Below are 23395 nucleotides of genomic sequence, written 5' to 3'. Positions count from 1 at the left end.
AAGAGTAACATGGCAAAAAAAAGCGCATTAGGAAGGGGATTAGGTGCATTAATCGACGACGTTGATGAAGTACAGGCAAGACCAGAAAAAAGTGTAAGCAACGAAATTGAAATTTCCAAAATCGAAGCCAATCCTTACCAACCTAGAACAAAGTTTGACGAGGAAGCTTTAAATGAACTTGCCCAATCTATTAAAGAATTAGGTATTGTACAGCCGTTAACGGTGCGTAAAATCAATAATAATTCTTACCAGCTTATTGCCGGGGAACGCCGATTTAGAGCCGCTAAAATTGCAGGTTTAAATAGTGTTCCTGTATATATTCGCCTTGCTGATGACGACAAAATGTTGGAATTAGCATTGGTTGAAAATATTCAACGTGAAGATCTTGATTCTATTGAAGTTGCCATTAGTTATCAAAGATTAATTGATGAAATTAAACTAACACAAGAGAGTTTATCCGAACGTGTCGGAAAAAAACGCTCAACCATATCCAACTATTTACGATTACTTAAACTACCTGCTGAAATCCAAAAAGGAATTCGCGAGAAAAGGCTTCTTATGGGGCATGCAAGAGCTCTTGTAAATGTTGACGATCCTAAATCTCAACTTGACATCTTTAAACTAACCGTTGAGAATGATTTCTCGGTAAGAAAAGTTGAGGAATTGGTTCGTGAATTGAACAAAGGCAGTAAGGAGAAAAAAGCTCCTTCCAAAACTTCATTGCCTAAAGAGTATGAGTCATTAAAAGACCATCTTTCGCAACATTTTAAAACTAAAGTTGATTTAAAACGTACCAATAACGGTAAAGGAAAAATCATTATCCCATTTAAATCGGACGATGATTTAGAGCGTATTTTGGCCGTTATGGATCAAATGAATTCGTAAATAGTAACACATAAAACAATTAAAATTGAACAATTTACGCCCACTTTTAAGTACAGTGGCGGTATTGCTCGTTTTTATCTTAGCTGGAAACACACAAGTTCAGGCTCAGAAATTTACTGCAGATACCGTACAGGTGGAATCAAGTGTTAAGATACACTCTCCTCATAAGGCTACAATGTATTCGGTAATACTACCAGGTTTAGGTCAGGCATACAATAAAAAGTACTGGAAAATTCCTATCCTTTATGCTGGAATTGGTGCTACCATTTACGCGATTAACTGGAATACCAAAAACTTTAACAAATACAAGGATGGATTTAGGGATTTTTCTCTATACTATGACTATAAATATCAGTCTCCTGATTTAGAAACTCCTATCCCTGAGCCTGATTCGAAAAGTTATGAAGGCCTTTATACCGATGGATTCGACTTTGAAAATTCTTCAGCTAGCTTTGATAATTGGTTCAAAACACAATTACAAAACAATAAAGACTCCTACAAACACGACAGAGACCTCAGCTATATCATTTTAGCCGGAGTTTACGTATTTAATATCATTGATGCTGCCGTTGATGCACATTTAATGAATTTTAATGTGAACGAAGAACTTACTATTAGGGTAGAACCAGCAGTAAGCTACTCAGCCTTTACGGGCAATACGCTTGGATTTAGATGCCAAATTACTTTTTAGACGAGAGAGACAATGAGAAGAAAGATTTTTTTTATACCCATAATTTTATCGGTAACTGCATTGGCATGCAGTACAATTAAGCCATCTGTAAAACAAAATATTAAGGAAGAGCAAGTAGTAATTGAAAATACTTTATCTGATTTAGATACTGTGAGCTCTGAAATTGCTGCAAGCGAACCTGAATCAGAAACAGATACCCTAGCATTTCTAAAATTGAACAATGTTGATGTTCGTTACGATTTAGATGATAATATCAATACTAATTTTTCAAGTAATCTGGATAGCCTATTACATCGTTGGTATATCAAAAACACAGATTCTCATTACAGTGCACAGAAAGTAAATACCAATGTCACTTTAAGTGATTCTGTTTACATCGATCGCTTAAAACAAATCCCTTCATTAATCGATTTATCTTACAACAAAATCGTTAAAAACTACATCAAACTATATTCCGAAAAAAGAAGATCTCAGGTTGAATACATGATGGGATTATCGGAATATTATTTCCCGATTTTCGAAGAAATTCTAGATAAAGAAGGCTTACCTCAGGAACTAAAATACCTTCCAATTATTGAATCCGCATTAAACCCTAAAGCATTATCTCGTGCAGGAGCTAGTGGTTTATGGCAATTTATGTATGGAACAGGTCGCATGTACAAACTAAACATCAACTCTTTTGTTGATGAAAGAAGAGATCCGGTAAAATCGAGTTATGCTGCGGTTAAATATTTAAAAGATATGTACAAAGTATACGGCAATTGGCATTTGGTAATTGCTGCTTACAATTGTGGTCCTGGAAATGTTAACAAAGCCATTAGACGCAGTGGAGGTAAAAGAAATTATTGGGATATTTATTATCGACTACCTCGTGAAACCAGAGGATATGTTCCAGCTTTTATTGCTGCAATATATACTTTCAATTACCACAAAGAACACAATCTTTATCCAAAGAAATCGAATTTCCCAATTGCTTGCGATACATTAATGATTAATGAAACTTTACATTTTGATCAAGTTTCGAAAGTAATTAATATTCCTAATGAACAATTAAGAGATTTAAATCCACAATATCGAGCTGATATTTTACCTGGAGGAAAAGCATATTCCCTTAAACTTCCGTTAAAATTAACCTCAAAATTCATCGATATGCAAGATTCAATTTTTGCATACAAGAAGGATTATTATTTCAGCCAAAAGGATAAGGTTGTTAATCCTAGGGACAGGTATCAAAAATTTGCTCATGTAACACCGAAAAACAAGGCTAAGGTATACTACAAAGTAAAGCCTGGTGATGCAGTAGGTTTGATTGCTTCATGGTTTCACATTAGAACTTCAGACTTGCGATACTGGAATAACATCAGAAGAAACTTAATTAAAGTAGGACAAAAACTGGTAGTTTATGTTCCTAAATCTAAAGCTGATTATTACCAAAGCTTCAACAGCATGAGCTATGCTCAAAAACAAGCTACATTGGGGAAAAAAGTAAGTCCCACAAGCACTGCTGTTGCTGCTACAAATACACCTGAAAAAATAGATGGATCGTATGTTTACTATACGGTACGAAGTGGTGATAATTTCTGGACAATTGCTAAAAAATTCCCTGGGGTTTCGAACTTCGATATTATGAAATTGAATAATATTAATGATGCCAAAAGTCTTAAAGTAGGGCAAAAATTAAGAATCAAACGAAAGAGTTAATCTTATGAACTCCATAAAAAAAGCGAAGAAATATCTTCGCTTTTTTTATGGGGCTTATAAACAAATTCCACTAATTTATAAACACACAGCCAGTTAAGTTATTTAAATTGTTTTTAAATTAACAAAGCCTACAATATCGGATAATATTAATATACTGCAACTTACATTATATTTCAAGTGTAACCTTATAGGCTAATGAAGATTTTTTTTGATTAGTGACCTTAATATAATTAAATTGCTTTCGATAAATAAAAACTGCAAGTTTTTATTTGTTCCCCGATTCATTGATATGCTAATTAGCTTCCGGTTAAATCTTTCCCCGATTTGCCGGAAGCCGGGAACAATGAATTTCCTTCATTATTTAATAAATCCAGGTCGCATCCTTTTACTTCTTCTGTTGCTTCTTCGTTTAAATCGTATTACTCCATAAACAATTAAAAGCACTACTGGAATCAAAAAGTTAAAGTACTTAATCATAAACACTTTCCCTTCAGAAATTTCTTTCAACGGTCTAGACAACACTCCTTTTGTTCTCAAACTCATTAATCCAGAGTCATCTGAAAGCCAATCTATAGCATTTGCAAAAAGATTAATGTTATCTTTTTGAATTGAAATTTTATTTGCACCAAATCCATTTACAATAAAGTTACCGTCGCCAATTAAACAAATCTTAGCATCTTCCTCTCCTCCCATCGGTCCAGATAAAGTTGCAGCAACAGTTAAATCTGGATATAGAAAATCTTGTGCCCTCCAATTTCTACCAATATTAAAGCTAATCGGCGCTTTTAATTTACCTGATATCTTTGATGTATAGGCCAATGGTTGATAATTCATTAAAGTATCTCCAACATACTTTATCGGACTAGCAAATTGCAAAATCAGTGTTTCAATACCATCTGTTATGCTATGATTTGTAAATTGAGAAATGACAGGTAAAAATGGAAAATTAATTTGTTGTGGAAATGAGAAAAATCCTTGTTGCTGCACTGTTACTGTACCACACTTTTTATCAACAACAAAAGAATCCTCAACATATAACCCTTTATTCTCAAGCCATTTTTCCAAACCTGTGTTAACTGTAACTCCTATACCATCATTCAGCATTCCCCTAACACGTTCCATCGCAATCATCAACGATCCTCCTTTTTCAAGATAGTTATCAAGGCTTCCCAATTGAGTTGGAGAAATTGTACCAGTAGGGCCAATCAACATCAAACACTCATATTTTTCCAAATCAGGTTCTGCTAGAAGATAAACTGGTTTTACATCATATAATATTGATAATTCATCCAATACTTGTTCAATTGCAGCAAATTCCGGCTCTCCATGTCCCATTATATAACCAATTTGAGGCTTATCTTTAATAGTTAACCTCTTAATCAACGTAGACAAAGTATACTCCATCGCAATTCCAGGTTTTATTAAAGGAATTGCTTCAAACTCGTTACCCACCTGTATTACCATGCCTAAAAACACTCTTTGAACCTTTAACTGATCTTTCTCTCTAACTTCTAGAGGTACAGGGTGAATTCCAGCTTCTATAGCTTCTTGTTCAAGTTCTTCGTTTTTATTTGGATTGATATATTCAAAATCGATTTTTCGATTGCTGTAATGACTATATTCCGTTAGTAAGTTTTTTAAATCCTTAACGGTTCTATTAACATCTGTTGGTAAATCTTCAGAAATATATAAAGTGATAATGATTGGCTCATTTACCTCTTTTAGGATACGTTTTGTAGAACGATCTAAGGTATATCTTTTATCTTCGGTAAAATCTGCTCTAAGAAAAAACATTGATGAAAGTGAATTCAACACAATCAACAAACCAGCTACCATTAAAATATTATATATAACTTTTCTTCTTTTTATCATATTTAATATCTAACACATTATACTTGAAGGTTTCTATTCGAAAGAATCATTTTAGACGAATACAAACAAAAGAACGAAATTGAAAAGAAATAGATTAAATCTTTTGTATCAACAACACCACGAGTAATTGACTCAAAATGTGTAGATAAACTCAAAAAACTGAACACACTTCCAGTAAATCCAACAAAATTTGCAGCCAAAACATCAAAAATGATATGGAAAAATATACCAATTGACATTGCGGTTAAAGAAGCAACAATTGGATTCGAAAACAAACAGCTAGTTAACAATCCAATACTTATATATACCATACTCATTAAAAGTAATCCTAAATAGCCTAACACAATAGCCGAATGATCAACTGGACCAATTCCCCACAAAGTAAAATAGTAGAACAATGTAGGTGTTAAAGCTATTCCAATAAGAAAAAATGTCGACAAAAACTTCCCTAAAATTAATTGCCAATCGCTTACTGGTTTGGTAAGCAATAACTCTAATGTACCGGCCTTTAACTCTCCCGCAATAGATCTCATGGTTAATGCTGGAATGAAAATAAACAAACTCCAATAGGCTACAGTAAAAAACGTGTCAAGACTTGCCTGCCCTAAAAAGAATACATCAGCACCGTAAATCCAGGTAAAAAATCCACTAAAGCCAAGAAATATCACAATTAATACATAGGCTGTAAGTGAATCAAAAAAAGAATTCAGTTCTCGATATGCAATGTGTAAAATTTGCTTCATAAATCTATTAATGAAGAGTTAACTGACGGAAAATATCTTCCAATTTTTTCTCGGTTGGTGTTAATTCCGAAATATAGTAATTGTTTTGGACACATAAGTCAAAAATAGCCTTTACCGAAGTTTCCTCCTTCAGTGACTGTACCTCAAACAATTGTTTATCGATATCAATGAAATCAACAGAATCAACCGTTTCCAAATTCAATAAATTTTCGAAAATATCATTTACATCACCACCTTGAATTCCCAACTTTAAAATTTCATTCCCTGCAGCTTGTTTTCTTAAGTCCTCAGCTGTACCATCAACAACAATTCTACCATTGTTAATGATTAAGATTCGGTCACAAGTAGCTTCTACTTCTGCAAGGATATGAGAACTTAGAATTACTGTTTTTTCCTTCCCAATTCGTTTTATTAGTTCTCTAATTTCAACAATTTGATTGGGATCTAATCCTGTAGTAGGCTCATCTAATATCAAAATTTCAGGATCGTGAATTAAAGCCTGAGCCAAACCAACCCTTTGCTGATATCCTTTGGAAAGTTCACTAATCAACTTATGCTTTTCTCCTTCAAGCCCACAAATTCGAACCATATCCAAAATACGCTCGGGTATCAAGTATTTAGGAATACCATGAATTTTAGCAATAAACTCTAAAAAATCAATAATATTCATATCCTGATAAAGAGGATTATTTTCAGGTAAATAGCCAATATTCTTCTTTATTATTTCAGGATGCTCTTTTATAGAATAACCTCCCACTTTAACATCTCCCTCATCGGGGTTAATATAACAGGAAATTGCTTTCATCGTGGTTGTCTTTCCTGCACCATTCGGCCCTAAAAAGCCCAACACTTCTCCTCCCTTTACGCGAAAAGAAACATTGTCCACAGCTTTTTGAGGTCCATATCTTTTGGTCAGATGCTCAACAACTATATCCATATTTAGTAACTTTCATTTGGTATCTAACAAATTTAAAAAAATCGACTTTTCTTTAGTTAGGTAGTCAGTGATTTAACAATTATTAACAATTTGATAAAATCTATCAATTTAAAATATCATATAAAAAAATACTACTTTTGCCACATGATTAAAGCCGTGATTTTTGATATGGATGGGTTACTAATTGATTCTGAACCCTTTTGGCAGGAGAGTGAAAACCTTGTATTCAATTCATTGGGAATTAACACAAGCAAAGAAATGTTTGAAATTTTCATGGGAAAAAGAATTGATGAAGTTGTAGATGCCATGTGGGAAATTCAAACCTGGAATCACAAAAGCAAAACTGAAGTTGTTGATACTATCGTAAACAATGTAATTAAGCTGGTTAAAGAAAAAGGAAAAGCTTTAACAGGTGTGTATAATGTTTTGGAAAACCTAAAAAATTCATCGATAAAAGTAGGTTTGGCTTCCTCATCAAAAATGAAAATTATTGAGGCTGTATTAGACAAATTGAACATTCGAGAATATTTTGAAGTTGTTCATTCTGCAGAGTACGAAGAATATGGCAAACCTCATCCACAAATATTTATTTCAACCGCAAAAATGCTTGGTGTAAATCCAAATGAATGCCTTGTATTCGAAGACTCTTTAAATGGCGTTATATCGGCTTTGGCTGCAAATATGAAGTGTTTTGCTATTCCTGAATCAGGAGCATTGAATTTAAGAAAATTCATTATTTCCAATAAAATCCTAAATAATCTAAATGAATTTAAACTTGCTGATTTAGAGAGTTTATAATTGGATCTAAAATTTGAATAAAGTTTTCTAACTCTAAATCTCCAGTTACAATTTTATACTTTGCCTGTTCATAAAAAGGCTTTCTTGAGTTAAGGTGATTCTGTATGTATTCCAACAATTCATCTTGAGAGTAATTTTTCACAAGAGGACGCTCTGTTTTAGAACTTGTAATTCGATCGCGCAACAATTCAGGAGTTCCCTCAATATAAAGCGTTTCTCCCAAAGAATTCATTTCTTGCATATTATTATTAAAACAAGGAGCTCCTCCTCCTGTAGCAATAATTACATTGTCGATATCGCCAATAGACTGCAAAGCTCTTTTCTCTCTCTCACGAAATCCTTCCTCATTGTATTTTGCAAATATTTCGGGAATTGTAATTCCTTCTCGTTCTTCAATATGAGTATCTAAATCGATAAAACGAAGCCCATAATGATTGGCTATCATTTTACCCCATCTCGATTTTCCACTCCCCATATATCCTACTAAAAATATTCGCATAACTATAAGAAAAAACAGGTGTCTAAGACACCTGTGCAATTACATATTTAATTCAATTTTATTTTTACCATCTTCAACTGTAAGCTCATCAACTGCTTCACTTTCTACCTCTTCCTCTTTTATTTCATTCTCTCTTGGAAGAGGTTCAATTTCTTTAATGTCGGCAATTTCATATATACTTAATCGTTTTCCTCTTGCCTTATATGATTTTACTCCAATAAACTCCTCTCCTTCTATAATTTCGTTTGGTCTATCTTCATTTTTGCCTTTAAACGAAACTTCGAACCTCGGATGTTTTTCATCAGTAAGAATCAATAATTTGTTCTCTGGATTATCACCCACAAAACCGGTTGGTTTACCATTTCCTTCCATGGTAAATCTCTTCAAATACCAATATTCCTGATCTGCATCGTAGAATACAGCAGACCATACTTTCTCCGCATCAAATTTTTCAATAATACTGATCTTATCCGAATAATGATTGCTTAAATCGAAGCTGGTAAAATGGAAAGTAGATGGTCTGCTAACCACAAGAATTCTATCATCTCCCATAAATTCTCCCAAGAAATCTCCTCGCTGATCGGTATTCAGACGCAAAACATCCGGATCGAACCAAATTTTACGACCTCCCAGGGTTGAAACTCCTTCATGTTTCAAGCTAATCTTGTGCACATCATTTCTGGAAAGAATATTTCCCATTGATGCACGCCCTTTAACAGCCAATTCAGCAAAATCAAACTCAAAGTTTAATTTCTTTAATCTTGGTTTCGGCTTAAGAACTACTCTAATAATTTCTGCTTCTCCATTTGGATTGGCTGTGAAATAAAGAATTCTTGAACCTGCTGTTCCTTTGGTTAAATCATACTCTTTGTCACGAGTAATACTTGTTACCGAGAAACGTTTTACATAGCAAATTCCACCACGTCCGTCACGATAAGCTACATTGTAAATGGTTCTTTTATCGTTTTTACGGAAGACTGTAAGGTGAAGAATATTTTTACCTATAAATGATTTTTCAGAAACTTTGGTCACGAAATAGGTACCATCTTTTCTAAAAACAATAATATCATCAATATCCGAGCATTCACATACATATTCATCTTTCTTCAAGCCGGTTCCCATGAAACCATCTTCGCGATTGATGTATAGTTTTTGATTTGCAACAACAACCTTAGTTGCAACAATATTCTCGAAGCTTCTGATTTCTGTTTTTCTCTCTTTTCCTTTTCCGTATTTCTTTTTAATTGCCTGGAAATAACGAATTGTAAAAGGAATAATATTAGCAATGTGAACCTTAATTTCTTCGATCTCATCCTCGATAGACTGAATGAAATCTTTTGCCTTATCGATATCAAACTTAGAAATTCTTTTAATCTTAATCTCTGTTAAGCGAACGATATCATCCTGAGTAACAGCACGCATTAAATGCTGTGTATGGGGCTTTAATCCTTCATCAATGGTTTCAAGTACCGATTCCCATGTTTCACATTCCTCAATATCGCGATAGATTCTATTTTCAATAAAGATTCTTTCCAATGATGCATAATGCCATGCTTCCTCAAGCTCACGTTTACGTATTTCAAGCTCTAATTTCAGCAGAGCAACGGTATTGTCGGCTGATCGCTTAAGAATTTCCGATACTCCAATAAATTTTGGTGTATCATCTTCAATAATACATGCATTTGGAGAAATTGATGTTTCACAATCGGTAAATGCATACAGTGCATCAATGGTTTTATCTGAAGAAATACCATTTGCCAGGTGAATTAAAATTTCAACATCGGCAGCTGTATTATCATCAATCTTCTTAATCTTGATTTTTCCCTTATCATTGGCTTTAATGATTGAATCAATAAGACTGGTAGTTGTCTTACCATAAGGAATCTCAGATATCTTTAATGTCTTGTTATCAACCTTCTCTATTCTGGCACGAACCTTAACCGCACCACCTCTTAAGCCATCGTTGTAACGACTCACCTCAATCATTCCAGCAGTTGGAAAATCAGGATAAAGCTCAAATTCCTCCTCCTTAAGATAAGCAATACAAGCCTGAATTAATTCATTAAAGTTGTGAGGTAGTATTTTTGAAGCCAAACCAACAGCGATCCCTTCTACTCCTTGAGCCAGCAATAATGGAAATTTAACAGGAAGCGTAATTGGCTCCTTGTTTCTACCATCGTAGGAAAGTTTCCAGTTCGTGGTTTTAGGATTGAATAAAACCTCTAATGCAAACTTTGATAGGCGAGCCTCAATATAACGAGGAGCTGCCGAAGAGTCACCAGTAAGTATATTTCCCCAGTTTCCCTGAGTATCGATCAACAAATCTTTTTGTCCCAACTGAACCAATGCATCACCAATTGAGGCATCGCCGTGAGGGTGATACTGCATGGTATTACCAATAATGTTCGCTACCTTATTATAACGACCATCGTCCAATTGTTTCATGGCGTGCAAAATCCTACGCTGAACCGGTTTTAATCCATCATTCACATAAGGTACTGCACGTTCCAGGATTACATATGATGCATAATCAAGAAACCAATCCTGATACATACCCTTTAAGTAGGTAACATTTCTCATGGCTTCCGATTGTTTGCCATTCAACTCGTTGTCCAACTCCTCCGGATTCTCCATATCTTGTCTCTCTTCGCTACTCATAGAGATTTTTTGGGTTTAATGGTTTAAGTTATTCGATTTGCTGATTTGGGGATATCAACGATTACAATTCGTCTTTCTCAACATATAAATTCTCGATGATAAATTCCTGTCTTTTAGGAGTATTTTTTCCCATATAGAATTCTAACATATCGGAAACAGAATCATCTTTTTTCATCACAACAGGATCTAGTCTTATGTCTTTTCCAATAAAGTTTTTGAATTCGTCCGGCGAAATTTCACCTAATCCCTTAAATCGTGTAATTTCGGGCTTTGCACCCAAACGTTTAATTGCCTTTTCTCTTTCTTCATCAGAGTAACAATAATAAGTTTTTTTCTTGTTTCTTACTCTAAACAAAGGCGTTTGTAAAATGTAAAGATGTCCTCCTCTTACCAAATCCGGAAAGAATTGAAGGAAGAAGGTAATCAACAACAATCTGATGTGCATACCATCCACATCGGCATCCGTTGCAATAATTACGTTGTTGTAACGCAATCCTTCCATACCATCTTCAATATTTAAGGCTGCTTGCAGCAAATTAAATTCTTCATTTTCGTAAACAATCTTCTTGGTTAATCCATATGTATTTAATGGCTTCCCCTTCAAGCTAAATACAGCTTGCATGTTTACATTTCTTGATTTTGTAATCGATCCACTTGCCGAATCACCCTCGGTGATAAAAATAGAAGTTTCCGATTTTGATTCATGCTTAGAGTTAAAGTGAACCCTGCAATCGCGCAATTTTCTATTGTGAAGGTTGGCCTTTTTAGCTCTTTCCTTTGCAATTTTCTTGATTCCTGAAATGGCTTTTCGCTCTTTCTCATTTTCAAGGATCTTTTTATGCAAGATATCTGCAACCTCTGGATTTTTGTGCAAATAGTTATCCAAGTTAGAAGTCACAAAATCCATAATGAAATTACGAACCGATGGTCCATTTGGACCAATATCTTTAGAACCTAATTTGGTTTTGGTTTGCGATTCAAATACAGGCTCTTCAACTTTGATACTAATTGCAGCAATAATTGAAGTTCTAATATCCGAAGTATCGAAATCTTTCTTGTAAAAATCGCGAATCGTTTTTACTACGGCTTCACGAAATGCTGCAAGATGCGTTCCTCCCTGGGTTGTATGCTGTCCGTTTACGAAAGAGTAATACTCTTCGCCATACTGACGACCATGAGTAAGTGCGATTTCAATATCATCACCTTTCATGTGTACAATGTTGTACAAACCTTCTGAATTCATATTCTCAGTCAGAAGATCCAATAAACCATTTCTTGAAAGGAATCTTTCTCCGTTAAAGTATATCGAAAGACCTGCATTCAAATACACGTAATTCTTCAGCATGGTTTCGATGTATTCCGAAATATATCTATAATTCGGAAACATCTCCTCATCGGGATGAAAAGTGATTTTAACACCATTCTTTTCTTCGCTTGGCTGTACTTCTTCTTCCTTTATAAGTACACCCCTCGAAAATTGAGCTTTCTTAACTTCTCCTTCGCGAAAGGACTCAATAATAAATTCATCAGACAAGGCATTCACAGCCTTAATACCTACACCATTTAATCCTACAGACTTTTTAAAAGCTTTTGAATCGTATTTGGCCCCAGTATTCATTTTAGATGTAACATCGATAACCTTTCCTAATGGAATTCCACGTCCATAATCTCGAACAGTAACGATACGATCGGTAATGGTAACTTCTATCGACTTACCAATACCCATTGCAAATTCGTCAATGGAGTTATCAATTACTTCTTTTAATAAAATGTAGATACCATCGTCGTGGGAAGATCCATCACCTAATTTCCCGATATACATCCCGGGACGTTTACGGATGTGTTCTTTCCAGTCGAGTGTACGTATTGAGTCTTCAGAATATTTTGCAGTCATGAAAATTTCGCGTTTTTACAAATATAGCTAAAAGAACGATTCCTAAGAAAGTAGTTTATCAACAGCCTGTTAAAAGACAAGAGGAATCATACGTTCAGAAAACAATAGTGAAAACTTATTTCTCTAAAAATCAATTTAAATGAATTAAAAATCAAATTCATTCCAAATTAACACAAGCTCTAAATTTAATAAATTTCAACACTTAAACTTAACCATAATCATGAGAAATACAAAATTTAAAACCTAAATCGACATTAAATCAAGCTATCGAAGCATGACTATGAATGGATAATAAAAAAGTAAAAATGATCTGCTTGGTCCTCATTTTTCATGTTTCATTTCCATGTTTTTTTTATGCCTGAAGAAATACCCTGAGAATAAAATTCTATCAGCTTACCACCATTTCATTGGAATGAAATTACATTCCGTTTTTTCAAAAATATGAGTTTCCAAGAGTTCTTAAATGGAACATTAGAGTCCGTCATATTTCTGGATGTAATTTTGCTTGTTTTTTTCCAAATCTGAATTTCTGAGTCGATTTTCAATGGTATTTTCTATAAAACTAAGTTTCGCAAAGCTTTTTCCCTTTAAAACACAAGTAAACTGTTCTTCTGAAAGCGTTTTATATTGAAATTTCTAAAATCTCGATTTCTTACTTCCATTTTTCAATTTTATTTTCATTTATCTGGATTTCTCACTCTTTTTTAGAGTGAAAAAGGAAAAATCTGAGTTTCTGATAGAATTTTCAGGTTAAATTTTAGAAATCTATATTTCCCACTCCTATTTTCAATGTAAATTGTATTTCTCCAGCTTATTTTACTCCTTTTTTACAATGAAAATGGATTAATCTGAGTTTCTGAAAGGATTTCACACTGGAATTTTACAAATCTGGCTTTCTCAATCCAATTTACAAGGCAAATTTCGCTACTCCGGATTTCTAACTTCTCCTCTAGAGTGAGAATAGACTGATCGGAGTTTCTGAGCAAATTTCAAGAGTAATTTCCTACAAACCGGAGTTTGCTACTCCTTTTGACAGTCGATAAATTTAACCGATTTCTAAAACAAGCCGTATTTCAACAGTTTTCTTACCACCAAGCAAATGGTAATGATTTCGAAAGAAGCAACTCCTAAAAGCAACCAGGCTGCAGAATAAGAAAGAGATTGAATGTTTCGTCTTCCTCGAGTTATTGGTCCTTTGCGTGAGTTGGAAAACCATTTGATTAATCGATAAACGCCGTATCCAATGATCAATCCTAAAATCATTCCTCCAATGATATCACCCGGAAAATGAACTCCCAGATAAACACGGGTATAAACTACCAATAAAGACCAAGAAAATATGAAGAATGTGTATAATTTATTTCTAAATAGTAGAGATGTAAAGAGTGCAAAACCGAATGAATTTGTTGCATGAGAGGATACAAATCCATATCGACCACCTGTATAACCACTAACCAAATTTACAACTCCTTTCAAACTAGGATCGTGACTTGGGCGAAATCTTTCAAACACATTTTTGAATAGTTGAGTAGAAATCTGGTCGCACAAAAATATAAGTAAAAATGCACCTAAAATCCAATAAATGGCTTCTTTTCCTTTTACTTTGTAAATCTGATACAAAAGCAAAAGGTACAATGGAATCCAAAATTCTTTTCGGGTAAAAAACATCATTACAACATCCCAAAATGGTGTATTGTGGCTATTAAACCACATAAAAAGCTCTTTATCCAATTGAATTAAGGTATCCATTCACTATATATTTTATTCGTTAATTGCTTTCCAAATCATGTCTTTAAGCTCCATGATTCCCTTTTGAGCCACCGAAGATATAAAAACACATGGAACATCCGGCAAATCCTGCTTAATTTCATCCATCAACTCCTCATCTAACATATCGGACTTGGTGATGGCAAGCAATCTCTGCTTATCCAACAACTCAGGATTGAACTGTTTCAATTCATTCAGCAAAATTTTGTATTCCTTATGTATGTCATCACTATCCGCAGCTACCATAAACAAAAGCACTGAATTTCGTTCGATATGACGTAAGAAGCGCAATCCCAAACCTCTTCCTTCGTGAGCTCCTTCAATAATTCCAGGAATATCGGCCATAACAAAAGAACGATCATCGCGATAAGCAACAATTCCAAGATTAGGAACCAAGGTTGTAAAGTGGTATTCCGCTATTTTTGGTTTAGCTGCAGATACAACAGAAAGTAAAGTTGATTTACCAACACTAGGAAATCCAACCAAACCAACATCAGCAAGAACTTTCAGCTCTAAAATAACCGAACGCTCAACTCTCTCCTCACCTGTTTGTGCATATCTTGGCGTTTGGTTGGTAGATGATCTAAAATGCCAGTTTCCCAGACCTCCACGACCACCTTTTACCAAAACTTTTTCCTCTCCATCCTCGGTAACATCGAAAATAACTTCTCCGGTTTCAGCATCACGCGCTACAGTTCCTAAAGGCACTTCAATCACCTTATCTTCACCATCGAATCCAGTACTTCTACTCTGGCTTCCCGATCCACCATCACCAGCAAATACGTGACGGCTAAACTTCAGGTGAATCAATGTCCATAACTGAGCATTTGCACGAATAATGATGTGACCTCCACGACCACCATCACCACCATCAGGACCTCCTTTCATCGTTAACTTATCACGATGAAGGTGCGTTGAACCATTCCCTCCAGCTCCCGATCTACAAAAAATCTTTACGTAATCAACAAAATTAGATCCCGACATAGTTTGTTATTTTCTAATGCACCTTAGCAAGTACAGGCTTAATAGACAATTTCTCTTCGATTAATTTCGAAATTCTGTCTAAAACTTCATCCATCGATCCCATTGCATCGACAGAAAAGTAAACTCCTGCTTTTTTATATTCTTCTGCGATTGGCGCAGTTACATCATCATAAATTCGCAAACGCTTTTCAATTACTTCACGTCCGCTATCATCTGGTCGTCCCGAAGTTTCTCCTCTTTTCAACAAACGTTGAATCAACTCCTCTTCTTCTACCTTCAGTTCAACCACAATATCAACCATACTGTTTCTCTTGGCTAACATATCTGCAAAAACAGGAATCTGACCAACATGGCGAGGCATTCCATCATACACAAAACCCCTCGCTTCGTTATTCGAATCGATAAATTTCTCTACAATGCGATACGCCAACTTATCTGGAAAAAAGTTTCCCCCATCAATTAGTCTTTTCGCTTCTAACCCTTCCGGTGTAGCTTTCTTTATTTCCTCCCTGCAAACATCTCCTGTTGAAAGATGGATCAAACCGAATCTATCTTGTATTAATTTAGATTGCGTCCCCTTTCCCGAACCTGGAGGTCCAAACAAAACAATATTCAACATTATTTAATCAATTACAGTGTAGATATCTGGTAGGTTTCTTCCAATTCCATCATAATCCAAACCTCTACCAACAATAAAATCATTTGGAATTTCCATTCCTACATAGTGTAATTTCACATCTCTGATTAAAGCTTTTGGCTTGAACAACATTGTTGCTACCAACACCTCTTTTGCTTCGTAATCTTTGATCTGCTCTAAAGTATTCGAGATTGTAATTCCAGTATCCACAATATCTTCTAATAATACAACTGTACGATCTTTCAAGTCTTCAGTAAAGCCCATTAATTTTTTCACTTTACCTGTGGTACTTGTTCCCTCGTAAGATGACAAACGCATGAAAGTGATTTGTGCATTTTCAACAGTAATTTGCTTCATCAAATCTGATGCAAACATGAATGAACCATTTAAAATACAAATGAACAAAGGATCTTTTCCTGCCAATTCTTTATTCATTGTTTCAGCCATTTGGGCAATTACCTTGTCAATTTCCTCTGCTGGAATTGATACACGAAATTCTCGATCAAGAAGTTTTACAGTTTTCATTAGTCTTTAATATTTGTCTTAGTTGTCCGACTTCCCCTGTCAGAATTTTTCTGAGTTATCGGGCGGTTAAGGCAATGCCCTAAGCTATCGTTATTGTAATTTTATCCTTATTTTTTTCAGGAAATAAAAAATGTTTCAACTCCACATGGAACATACATATTTTTTTTTCATTTTTACGCTATAAAATTAGCGACGGATGCAGGTTCACATTTTGGGATTAAAACAATTCCTGATTTTGCTGCAAAAGTACAATTTTTTGTCATTTTATTTATTAAATCCACGAAAAAACCAAATGAAAGCAAAAGTTAGCATTATAATGGGCAGCACATCAGACCTGCCAGTTATGGAAAAAGCAGCAAAAGTTCTTAACGATTTCAAAATTCCTTTCGAAATCAATGCATTATCTGCACACAGAACACCTGAGCAAGTTGAAAAATTTGCTAAAAACGCAAAAGAAAACGGTATTCAGGCAATCATTGCCGGAGCAGGAATGGCGGCTCACCTTCCAGGTGTAATTGCAGCTATGACTTCAATTCCAGTAATCGGTGTACCAATTAAGGCATCACTTGATGGAATGGATGCTCTTTTAAGTATCGCGCAAATGCCTCCAGGAATTCCTGTAGCAACAGTTGGAATCAACGGTGCAATGAATGCAGGTATTCTTGCAGCACAAATTCTTGCGGTAGGTGACGAAAATCTTCAGGAAGCTGTAATTGAATTCAAAGAAGGATTGAAAGAAAAAATCGTTAAAGCAAACGAAGAATTATCGACTGTAAAATACGATTACAAGACTAATTAGGAAAGCAAAACCCTATTTATAGAAATAAATCTGCATTTCGTTATGATATGCAGATTTTTTATTTTAATTTAACTTGAATTTTGAACTCAATCAACCAAAATAAGTGTAAATAAAAATCAGAGCGCATAATAAGGCAAGGCTTTTAAGCTTAACTTATTAGACATTGGTATGTAAATATCCTGTAAAACAGTTTTTTTTTAATATACTATGCGCAAAATTTTATTATTTATTCTTTTATTCATCTCGATAAAGGTTTTCTGTTCGAATGAAAACAGGCCTGCGGGAGCACGTTATTTTGCAATGGGAAATGCATCCGTTGCACTCTACGATGAATGGTCAGGTTTCCACAACCAAGCTAGTCTCGCATTATTAAAGAAAAAATCTTTAGGTGCTTACTACGAAAACAGATTCACAAACAAAGAACTAAGTACCAAATCATTCTACATCAACATTCCAAGTAAATTTGGATGCTTTTCCGGTAACTACACTCAATTCGGCTTTGAACTTTATAAAGAGTCTAAAATAGGACTTTCATATTCAAGAGCCCTAGGAAAACACTTTTGGGCCGGTTTACAATTCAATCAAATTAGCAAAAAACTTAATGCCGAATATGGATCACAATCAAAGTATACATTCGAATTTGGATTGTTAGCAGAAATTGCTTCCAATTTCTATATGGGCTTTCATCTTTCCAATCCTACACAGGAGAAATTCGAAACCTGGGATTACGATGATAAAATTCCAACTATATGCAGATTTGGAATTTCATGGAAATTATCGAATGGAGCCATTATCAGCTCTGAAATATTAAAGAATATAGATGATAACCTACAAGTAAAAGCAGGAATAGAATACCCTGTAAATGAAAAATTATTCTTTCGGGCCGGAGCATACAACCACCCAAATTCTATAAGCCTCGGAATAGGCTATAACTTCTCTAACTTAAAAACCAACATTGCATTCTCGCGACATCCTGTTCTTGGCTACACTCCATCGGCCGATATTAGTTTCCAATTTTAAGACCAAATCATGAAACAAATTCGCAGCATATTACTATTGGCACTATTCCTTTCTTTTATAGGTATCGCTAATGCACAGAATACAACGGGAGAGCAAGATTTAATAGAGCAGATCATTGAGAATATCGCAGAACAAGAGGAAGAAAATCCTGATTACACCAATTTATTGGAAGAAATCACCAAATTGATTCAAAACCCATTAAACATCAACACGGCTAATTTCACTGAACTGGGAAAGCTATACTTTTTGAATCAAAACCAAATAGAACAATTAATTAAGTATCGAGAAGAAAACGGAGCAATACTTAGCATTTACGAAATGCAATTAATTAAAGGCTTCTCTGCTGAACTGGTTAAAAACATCGCCCCTTTAATTTCCACAAAGGCAAAAACAAAACCAATCAGTGTAAAAAAGCTACAACATCAACTCTTAATTAGATGTGAACACAATTTTCAAAAAGAGGCAGGATATAAAACAGCTGATGAAAATTCCAAATACCTTGGAAATCCATGGAAATATTACAGCAGGTACCAAATGCAATCTCCTAAATCAGGAATAAACTTTGGTTTTACTGCTGAGAACGATAAGGGTGAACCTTTTTTTAAGGATGAAAACTCAAATGGATTCGATTTTTATTCGGCTCATGTTCAAAAAAAATCAAATGGTCTTTTCAAACAGATCAATTTGGGCGATTACCAAATCAAATTTGGCCAAGGCTTAAGTTTATGGTCAGGCATGGGAGGTAAAAAATCTTCCTTCACCACTCAAAATGCAAGAAAATACCAAGGTATCAGATCCTACAAATCAACTGATGAAAATCGATTTTTTCGAGGAATGTCGATCATTACATCTCCTTTAAAGGGAATTGATATTGCCGCATTTGCTTCTTATAAAAAGATAGATGCTAGCGCTGATACCGACACTATTTCTTCATTTGCATCAAGCATTGTAAATACAGGTTTACACCGAAACAGGAATGAGTTGAACAAAAAAGATGCTTTAAAAGAAAAGTTGTTGGGTGGGTATTTCACCTGGAATTTAAAAAATACTCAACTTGGTGCTGCTTTTATTCAGTATTCCTATTCGCCAGAAATAAAAATCACCAAAAAAGCTTATTCTCATTACAATTTTACGGGTAAGAACAACTACAACCTAAGCATAAACTATCAAACACGAATCAATAATATTCATTTATTTGGCGAAGCAGCCCAATCAAAATCGGGAGGTATTGGAATACTACAAGGAGCAAACATCCAAATTCATCCTCAATTCAATCTTGAGACCATTTACCGCAAATACGATAAAGAATATCATGCTCATTACTCAAATTCCTTTTCGGAACAGAGTAGAAACCAAAATGAAGAAGGGATTTACATTGGTATTAATTTTCATCCATTTCCCAGATGGAGCATAAAAGCCTACTACGATCAGTTTGAATTTCCCTGGCTAAAACATTCAAGTAATTCGCCGACCAATGGTCATGAATATTTTTCCCAAATAGAATATACAAAAAGTGATAAGCTATCGGTTTATTTTAGATACAAACAAGAAAACAAGGCTGATAACGTTAACTCTGATTTTATAAATACCCCTATTGAATTTAAGAAAACTCAATTTCGACTGCACCTGTCAGCAAAACCTGCAGCGAACTGGGAAATCCGAAACAGAATAGAATTTTCAAAATACAAGCAGGCAGAAAATAACGAAAATGGCTTTCTCATTTATCAAGACCTGATTTACAGATTTTCTCAATTTCCACTAAACATCAGTTTGCGATATGCATTATTCGACACCGATTCTTACGACACAAGAATATATGCCTATGAAAACGATATTTTATACGCTTATTCCGTTCCGGCCTATTACAATAAAGGAAGTAGATTTTATTTCAACCTAAATTATAAAATCAGTAATAATATTACCCTTTATGCCAGATATGCTCAAACAAAATATTCCAACACGGAAAGCATTGGATCAGGCACTTCTTTGATTCTTGGCAATACGAAATCAGATATAAAACTTCAACTAAAATTTCGATTTTAGATTTTCCACAATCATTTTCTTGTTGTACTTTCGGATTCTTAAAATTAAAACTTAAAATCGTATCATGAGAAAGATCATCAACCCATATCGTTCCACTGAAAACGGAAAATGCTTTGGCTGTTCGCCCGACAACGAACAAGGCCTACAAATGGATTTTTTTGAAGATGGCGAATATGTTGTTTCCCAATGGGAGCCAAAAACTCACCTTTCTGGTTTTAAAAATGTTTTACATGGTGGAATTCAAACTACAATTCTTGACGAAATAGCTTGTTGGGTAGTATTTGTAAAATGTGAAACTGCTGGAGTAACTACAGCTCTGAATGCCAAATTTAAAAACTCCGCCTTTACAGATAAAGGAAAGCTAACCGTTCGCGGCAAACTAATTTCGAAAGACCGAAGATTTGCAACCATTCATGCAGAAATTCTTGATCCGGACGGAAAAGTGTGTTCTGAAGCTGAAGTTCAATACATGATTTTCCCACAAGAAATGGCTATTAAAAAATTTGAATACCCAGGGATTGAGGCTTTTTACGAGTAATGCTTACACAATCTCACTTTCCGAATTGTATTTCTCCCATCGTTTTTCCTCCATCTCCATAAATCGACCGAATTTATATGGAGGATCGATGGAAATACTCATCTCCTCTCCAGAATCAGGATGAGAAAACTGCAACTCGGCTGCACATAAAAACAATCCTTTCCCTCGAAGAATTTCCCCTTCTGTACCGTAAATCTTATCTCCCAAAATTGGGTTACCGATACCGGCCATATGAATTCTTAATTGATGTGTTCTTCCCGTTTCAGGATACAAATCAACCATACTTAAAAATCTGTTTCGAATAGATGGTGACTTTTTTACCAACTTAAATGTGCTTACCGCATCCTTGTCATCCACCTGCATATCAATTTTTCCTTTTTCGTGCAAAGAGCCAATGACTACTGCTCTGTATCTTTTCTTTACCAACCGATCTTCGAACTGTTTGCCCAATTTGGCAGATGCATCAGCCGTTTTAGCAACGAGTAATAATCCACAGGTAGGACTGTCAATCCTGTGAACCGGACGAAAAACAGGCAAAGCATTCTTCCTCATCGAAGGTCGAAGATTGTAAGGCAAAGCATTTTGTACCGTACGAAACTGATTACCGCTTACCGAAATCCCACCAGGCTTATTAATTATAGCAATATGATCATCTTCATAAACCACTTCTAATGGCAACTTATATATCTTACTTGGTGGCAGCTCCAAATCGCACAGTTCAATTTTAAAACCAGCTTTTACCCACAATCCAGTTGAAGCCTGTAATCCATTTACCCGAATTAAACCTCGCTTAATCGCTTTTTTGATTCCCTGATTTGTATTGATTCCAGAGAAAATATGCAATGCATATTCTTGCAAACGGATGCTTTCAGTTCCCCCAGGAACCACATGAGCTTCAATAACTACCATAACTCAATTTTTATTTGACGATAAGAAATGATTGAATAATAAAAGATACCAAATTCAGTTTAAAAAATAATTTTAAATTAAGATGGCCCTTATCCAAAATCCAAACGAAACTAATAAATGCTGTTTGCAATGCAATTTTAATTCATTTAAAATTAAAACAACATTTTTTATTCATCACTTATCCCCTTTAAAAACAAGGCTTCTACACTTTATCTGTTTTGCAATTGAATCGAAACAATTTTGAAATTTAAAATTTTTACTATTTTTGCCGCTCATTAAAAAAATATCATCTGGGAAACTGGTAATTCCCAATCGGAAGAAAAACCTTCAAGATTGGGCCAAAAAACGAAAGGATGAAGAAAACCAATGCAGCTCGCATTATAGATCGAGCAGACATAGAATATGCGATTATCGATTACGATACAGATCCTATCGAAGTGGGAACTGAGCGTGTAAGCGAGAACACAAATCTGCATGTTCCATACATCAACAAAACCCTTGTACTTTCCGAAAACAAAACGGGAGTTGTTGTTGACTGCATATCTGGTTCGTCCGAACTTAAACCAAATTCCATTGTACAAATTAGCGAAAACCAAAAGTGTACTTTGGCTGCCTTGAAAAATATTCAAGAACTTACCAGTTACATCTGTGGTGGATGTTCTTTCCCAGACCCGAAAAAGGATTACCTTGTTTTTCTCAACACCCTTGCATTACAATTGAAACAATTCTCAATAAAAGAAGGATTAAGAGACAAACAAATCAAAATAAATTCTATCGACTTTCACTCGATTACAAAAGCAACTCTTTGTAGAACCTCAAATCCTAAACTAAAGCTGGCATGTTAGATTTTAAAGCAATTATTTGGGATTACAACGGAACTTTACTCGACGATTTGTCGATTGGAGTGCTTAGCATCAACAAAATGCTAAACAAAAGAGGATTGCCTTTACTAACAACCGAACACTATCGCGAAGTATTTACTTTTCCTGTGAAAAGTTACTACGAAGTAGTAGGATTTAATTTTGAGACCGAAGATTGGGATAAAGCTGCAAATGAATTCATAGATCATTATACATCTTTATTGCCACAATCAGGAATTTTTCCTGAAGCTGTTAATTTGCTATCTCACTTTAATAAGGAGGGGAAAAAGCAATTTATTTTATCAGCAATGGAACAAAACATGCTTAATGAATCAACTCGTAGTGAGAATATTATTAAGTATTTTGATGAGATATCAGGAATTGATAACATATACGCAAGTTCGAAAATTGACAATGGCTTACAGTTGATGAAAAAACATGAGCTAAAAGCCAGTGAGGTTTGCCTGTTTGGCGACACCACACACGATTATGAAGTTGCCAGAGAGTTAGGTTGTAATTGTATTTTAATTGCATCCGGACATCAATCCTATCAAAAATTAAAGGAAACTGGTTGCCCTACAGTAGTCAACCACTTAAAGGAGATCACAAAGAATTAAACAACCATTTATAAATTT

Annotated in this window: 21 protein-coding genes; 10 read left to right on the top strand and 11 right to left on the bottom strand. The window is 34.8% G+C overall.

Annotated features, from left to right (window positions below; genetic code table 11):
* The first annotated feature begins 9 nt into the window (after nucleotides 1-9).
* The 3 genes from BXY64_RS02900 to BXY64_RS02890 are packed head-to-tail and all read left to right on the top strand — an operon-like array spanning nucleotide 10 to nucleotide 3277.
* Nucleotides 10-885 carry a ParB/RepB/Spo0J family partition protein gene (locus BXY64_RS02900; protein WP_120238464.1) on the top strand — a complete coding sequence of 292 codons (876 nt, stop codon included), beginning with the start codon at nucleotides 10-12 and terminating at the stop codon, nucleotides 883-885.
* Nucleotides 886-910: 25 nt separating this feature from the next.
* Nucleotides 911-1576 (top strand): DUF5683 domain-containing protein, encoded by a 666-nt coding sequence (locus BXY64_RS02895; RefSeq protein WP_147375878.1) that lies wholly within the window; start codon nucleotides 911-913, stop codon nucleotides 1574-1576.
* Nucleotides 1577-1588: 12 nt separating this feature from the next.
* Entirely contained in the window at nucleotides 1589-3277 is a 1689-nt protein-coding gene (locus tag BXY64_RS02890; protein WP_120238462.1) for a lytic transglycosylase domain-containing protein, read from the top strand.
* Between the two features lie 357 nt (nucleotides 3278-3634).
* Here BXY64_RS02890 and BXY64_RS02885 read toward each other — a convergent pair whose 3' ends face one another.
* From BXY64_RS02885 to BXY64_RS02875, 3 genes are read right to left on the bottom strand one after another with little or no spacing between them, the layout of a single operon-like run.
* Nucleotides 3635-5149, bottom strand: a complete 1515-nt coding sequence (locus BXY64_RS02885) for a GldG family protein (RefSeq protein WP_120238461.1) — start codon at nucleotides 5147-5149, stop codon at nucleotides 3635-3637.
* A gap of 17 nt (nucleotides 5150-5166) precedes the next feature.
* Complete coding sequence (locus tag BXY64_RS02880; RefSeq protein WP_120238460.1) at nucleotides 5167-5892, bottom strand: ABC transporter permease subunit; 726 nt, start codon at nucleotides 5890-5892, stop codon at nucleotides 5167-5169.
* Between the two features lie 7 nt (nucleotides 5893-5899).
* Nucleotides 5900-6829: an ATP-binding cassette domain-containing protein gene (locus tag BXY64_RS02875; protein ID WP_120238459.1), complete on the bottom strand. Its 930-nt coding sequence runs from the start codon at nucleotides 6827-6829 to the stop codon at nucleotides 5900-5902.
* Between the two features lie 144 nt (nucleotides 6830-6973).
* On the opposite strand from BXY64_RS02875, the gene hxpB reads away from it, so the two are divergent.
* Nucleotides 6974-7627: a hexitol phosphatase HxpB gene (gene hxpB / locus BXY64_RS02870; RefSeq protein WP_120238458.1), complete on the top strand. Its 654-nt coding sequence runs from the start codon at nucleotides 6974-6976 to the stop codon at nucleotides 7625-7627.
* Here the strand turns inward: hxpB and BXY64_RS02865 are convergent.
* The 7 genes from BXY64_RS02865 to hpt all read right to left on the bottom strand — a co-directional run bounded on the left by BXY64_RS02865 (nucleotide 7599) and on the right by hpt (nucleotide 16591).
* Nucleotides 7599-8126 carry a shikimate kinase gene (locus BXY64_RS02865; protein ID WP_120238457.1) on the bottom strand — a complete coding sequence of 176 codons (528 nt, stop codon included), beginning with the start codon at nucleotides 8124-8126 and terminating at the stop codon, nucleotides 7599-7601. The genes hxpB and BXY64_RS02865 overlap by 29 nt on opposite strands.
* A gap of 39 nt (nucleotides 8127-8165) precedes the next feature.
* The gene (locus BXY64_RS02860) at nucleotides 8166-10784 is read right to left on the bottom strand and encodes a DNA gyrase/topoisomerase IV subunit A (RefSeq protein ID WP_120238456.1); all 2619 of its coding nucleotides are present in this window, start codon (nucleotides 10782-10784) and stop codon (nucleotides 8166-8168) included.
* A 61-nt stretch (nucleotides 10785-10845) separates the two neighbouring features.
* A complete protein-coding gene (locus tag BXY64_RS02855) occupies nucleotides 10846-12678 on the bottom strand; it encodes a DNA topoisomerase IV subunit B (protein WP_120238455.1) in 1833 nt (610 codons plus the stop codon).
* A 1056-nt stretch (nucleotides 12679-13734) separates the two neighbouring features.
* A complete protein-coding gene (locus BXY64_RS02850; protein WP_120238454.1) occupies nucleotides 13735-14427 on the bottom strand; it encodes a phosphatase PAP2 family protein in 693 nt (230 codons plus the stop codon).
* 12 nt (nucleotides 14428-14439) lie between these two features.
* A complete protein-coding gene (gene obgE / locus BXY64_RS02845; protein WP_120238453.1) occupies nucleotides 14440-15429 on the bottom strand; it encodes a GTPase ObgE in 990 nt (329 codons plus the stop codon).
* Between the two features lie 13 nt (nucleotides 15430-15442).
* A complete protein-coding gene (locus BXY64_RS02840) occupies nucleotides 15443-16048 on the bottom strand; it encodes an adenylate kinase (RefSeq protein WP_120238452.1) in 606 nt (201 codons plus the stop codon).
* A gap of 3 nt (nucleotides 16049-16051) precedes the next feature.
* Nucleotides 16052-16591, bottom strand: a complete 540-nt coding sequence (gene hpt, locus BXY64_RS02835; RefSeq protein ID WP_120238451.1) for a hypoxanthine phosphoribosyltransferase — start codon at nucleotides 16589-16591, stop codon at nucleotides 16052-16054.
* Nucleotides 16592-16883: 292 nt separating this feature from the next.
* On the opposite strand from hpt, the gene purE reads away from it, so the two are divergent.
* The 4 genes from purE (at nucleotide 16884) to BXY64_RS02815 (ending at nucleotide 20991) form a co-directional block, all read left to right on the top strand.
* Nucleotides 16884-17390 carry a 5-(carboxyamino)imidazole ribonucleotide mutase gene (gene purE, locus BXY64_RS02830; protein ID WP_120239737.1) on the top strand — a complete coding sequence of 169 codons (507 nt, stop codon included), beginning with the start codon at nucleotides 16884-16886 and terminating at the stop codon, nucleotides 17388-17390.
* Nucleotides 17391-17597: 207 nt separating this feature from the next.
* Nucleotides 17598-18410: a PorV/PorQ family protein gene (locus tag BXY64_RS02825; protein ID WP_120238450.1), complete on the top strand. Its 813-nt coding sequence runs from the start codon at nucleotides 17598-17600 to the stop codon at nucleotides 18408-18410.
* A gap of 9 nt (nucleotides 18411-18419) precedes the next feature.
* Entirely contained in the window at nucleotides 18420-20453 is a 2034-nt protein-coding gene (locus BXY64_RS02820; RefSeq protein ID WP_120238449.1) for a helix-hairpin-helix domain-containing protein, read from the top strand.
* Nucleotides 20454-20517: 64 nt separating this feature from the next.
* The gene (locus tag BXY64_RS02815) at nucleotides 20518-20991 is read left to right on the top strand and encodes a PaaI family thioesterase (RefSeq protein WP_120238448.1); all 474 of its coding nucleotides are present in this window, start codon (nucleotides 20518-20520) and stop codon (nucleotides 20989-20991) included.
* A gap of 3 nt (nucleotides 20992-20994) precedes the next feature.
* Here BXY64_RS02815 and BXY64_RS02810 read toward each other — a convergent pair whose 3' ends face one another.
* Nucleotides 20995-21900 carry an RluA family pseudouridine synthase gene (locus tag BXY64_RS02810; RefSeq protein WP_120238447.1) on the bottom strand — a complete coding sequence of 302 codons (906 nt, stop codon included), beginning with the start codon at nucleotides 21898-21900 and terminating at the stop codon, nucleotides 20995-20997.
* Between the two features lie 353 nt (nucleotides 21901-22253).
* Between BXY64_RS02810 and BXY64_RS02805 the strand changes: the two genes are divergently transcribed.
* Together BXY64_RS02805 and BXY64_RS02800 are read left to right on the top strand one after the other, a co-directional pair.
* Nucleotides 22254-22745, top strand: coding sequence for a YbaK/EbsC family protein (locus BXY64_RS02805; RefSeq protein WP_120238446.1), 492 nt, complete (start codon nucleotides 22254-22256; stop codon nucleotides 22743-22745).
* Nucleotides 22739-23377 (top strand): HAD family hydrolase, encoded by a 639-nt coding sequence (locus BXY64_RS02800; RefSeq protein WP_120238445.1) that lies wholly within the window; start codon nucleotides 22739-22741, stop codon nucleotides 23375-23377. Before BXY64_RS02805 ends, BXY64_RS02800 begins: the two co-directional genes overlap by 7 nt.
* Nucleotides 23378-23395: the final 18 nt, after the last annotated feature.

This window comes from Marinifilum flexuosum (genome assembly GCF_003610555.1).
Lineage (GTDB): Bacteria > Bacteroidota > Bacteroidia > Bacteroidales > Marinifilaceae > Marinifilum > Marinifilum flexuosum.
Note: the sequence above shows the minus strand (reverse complement) of the source record. Positions and strands in the feature narration are given on the sequence as shown.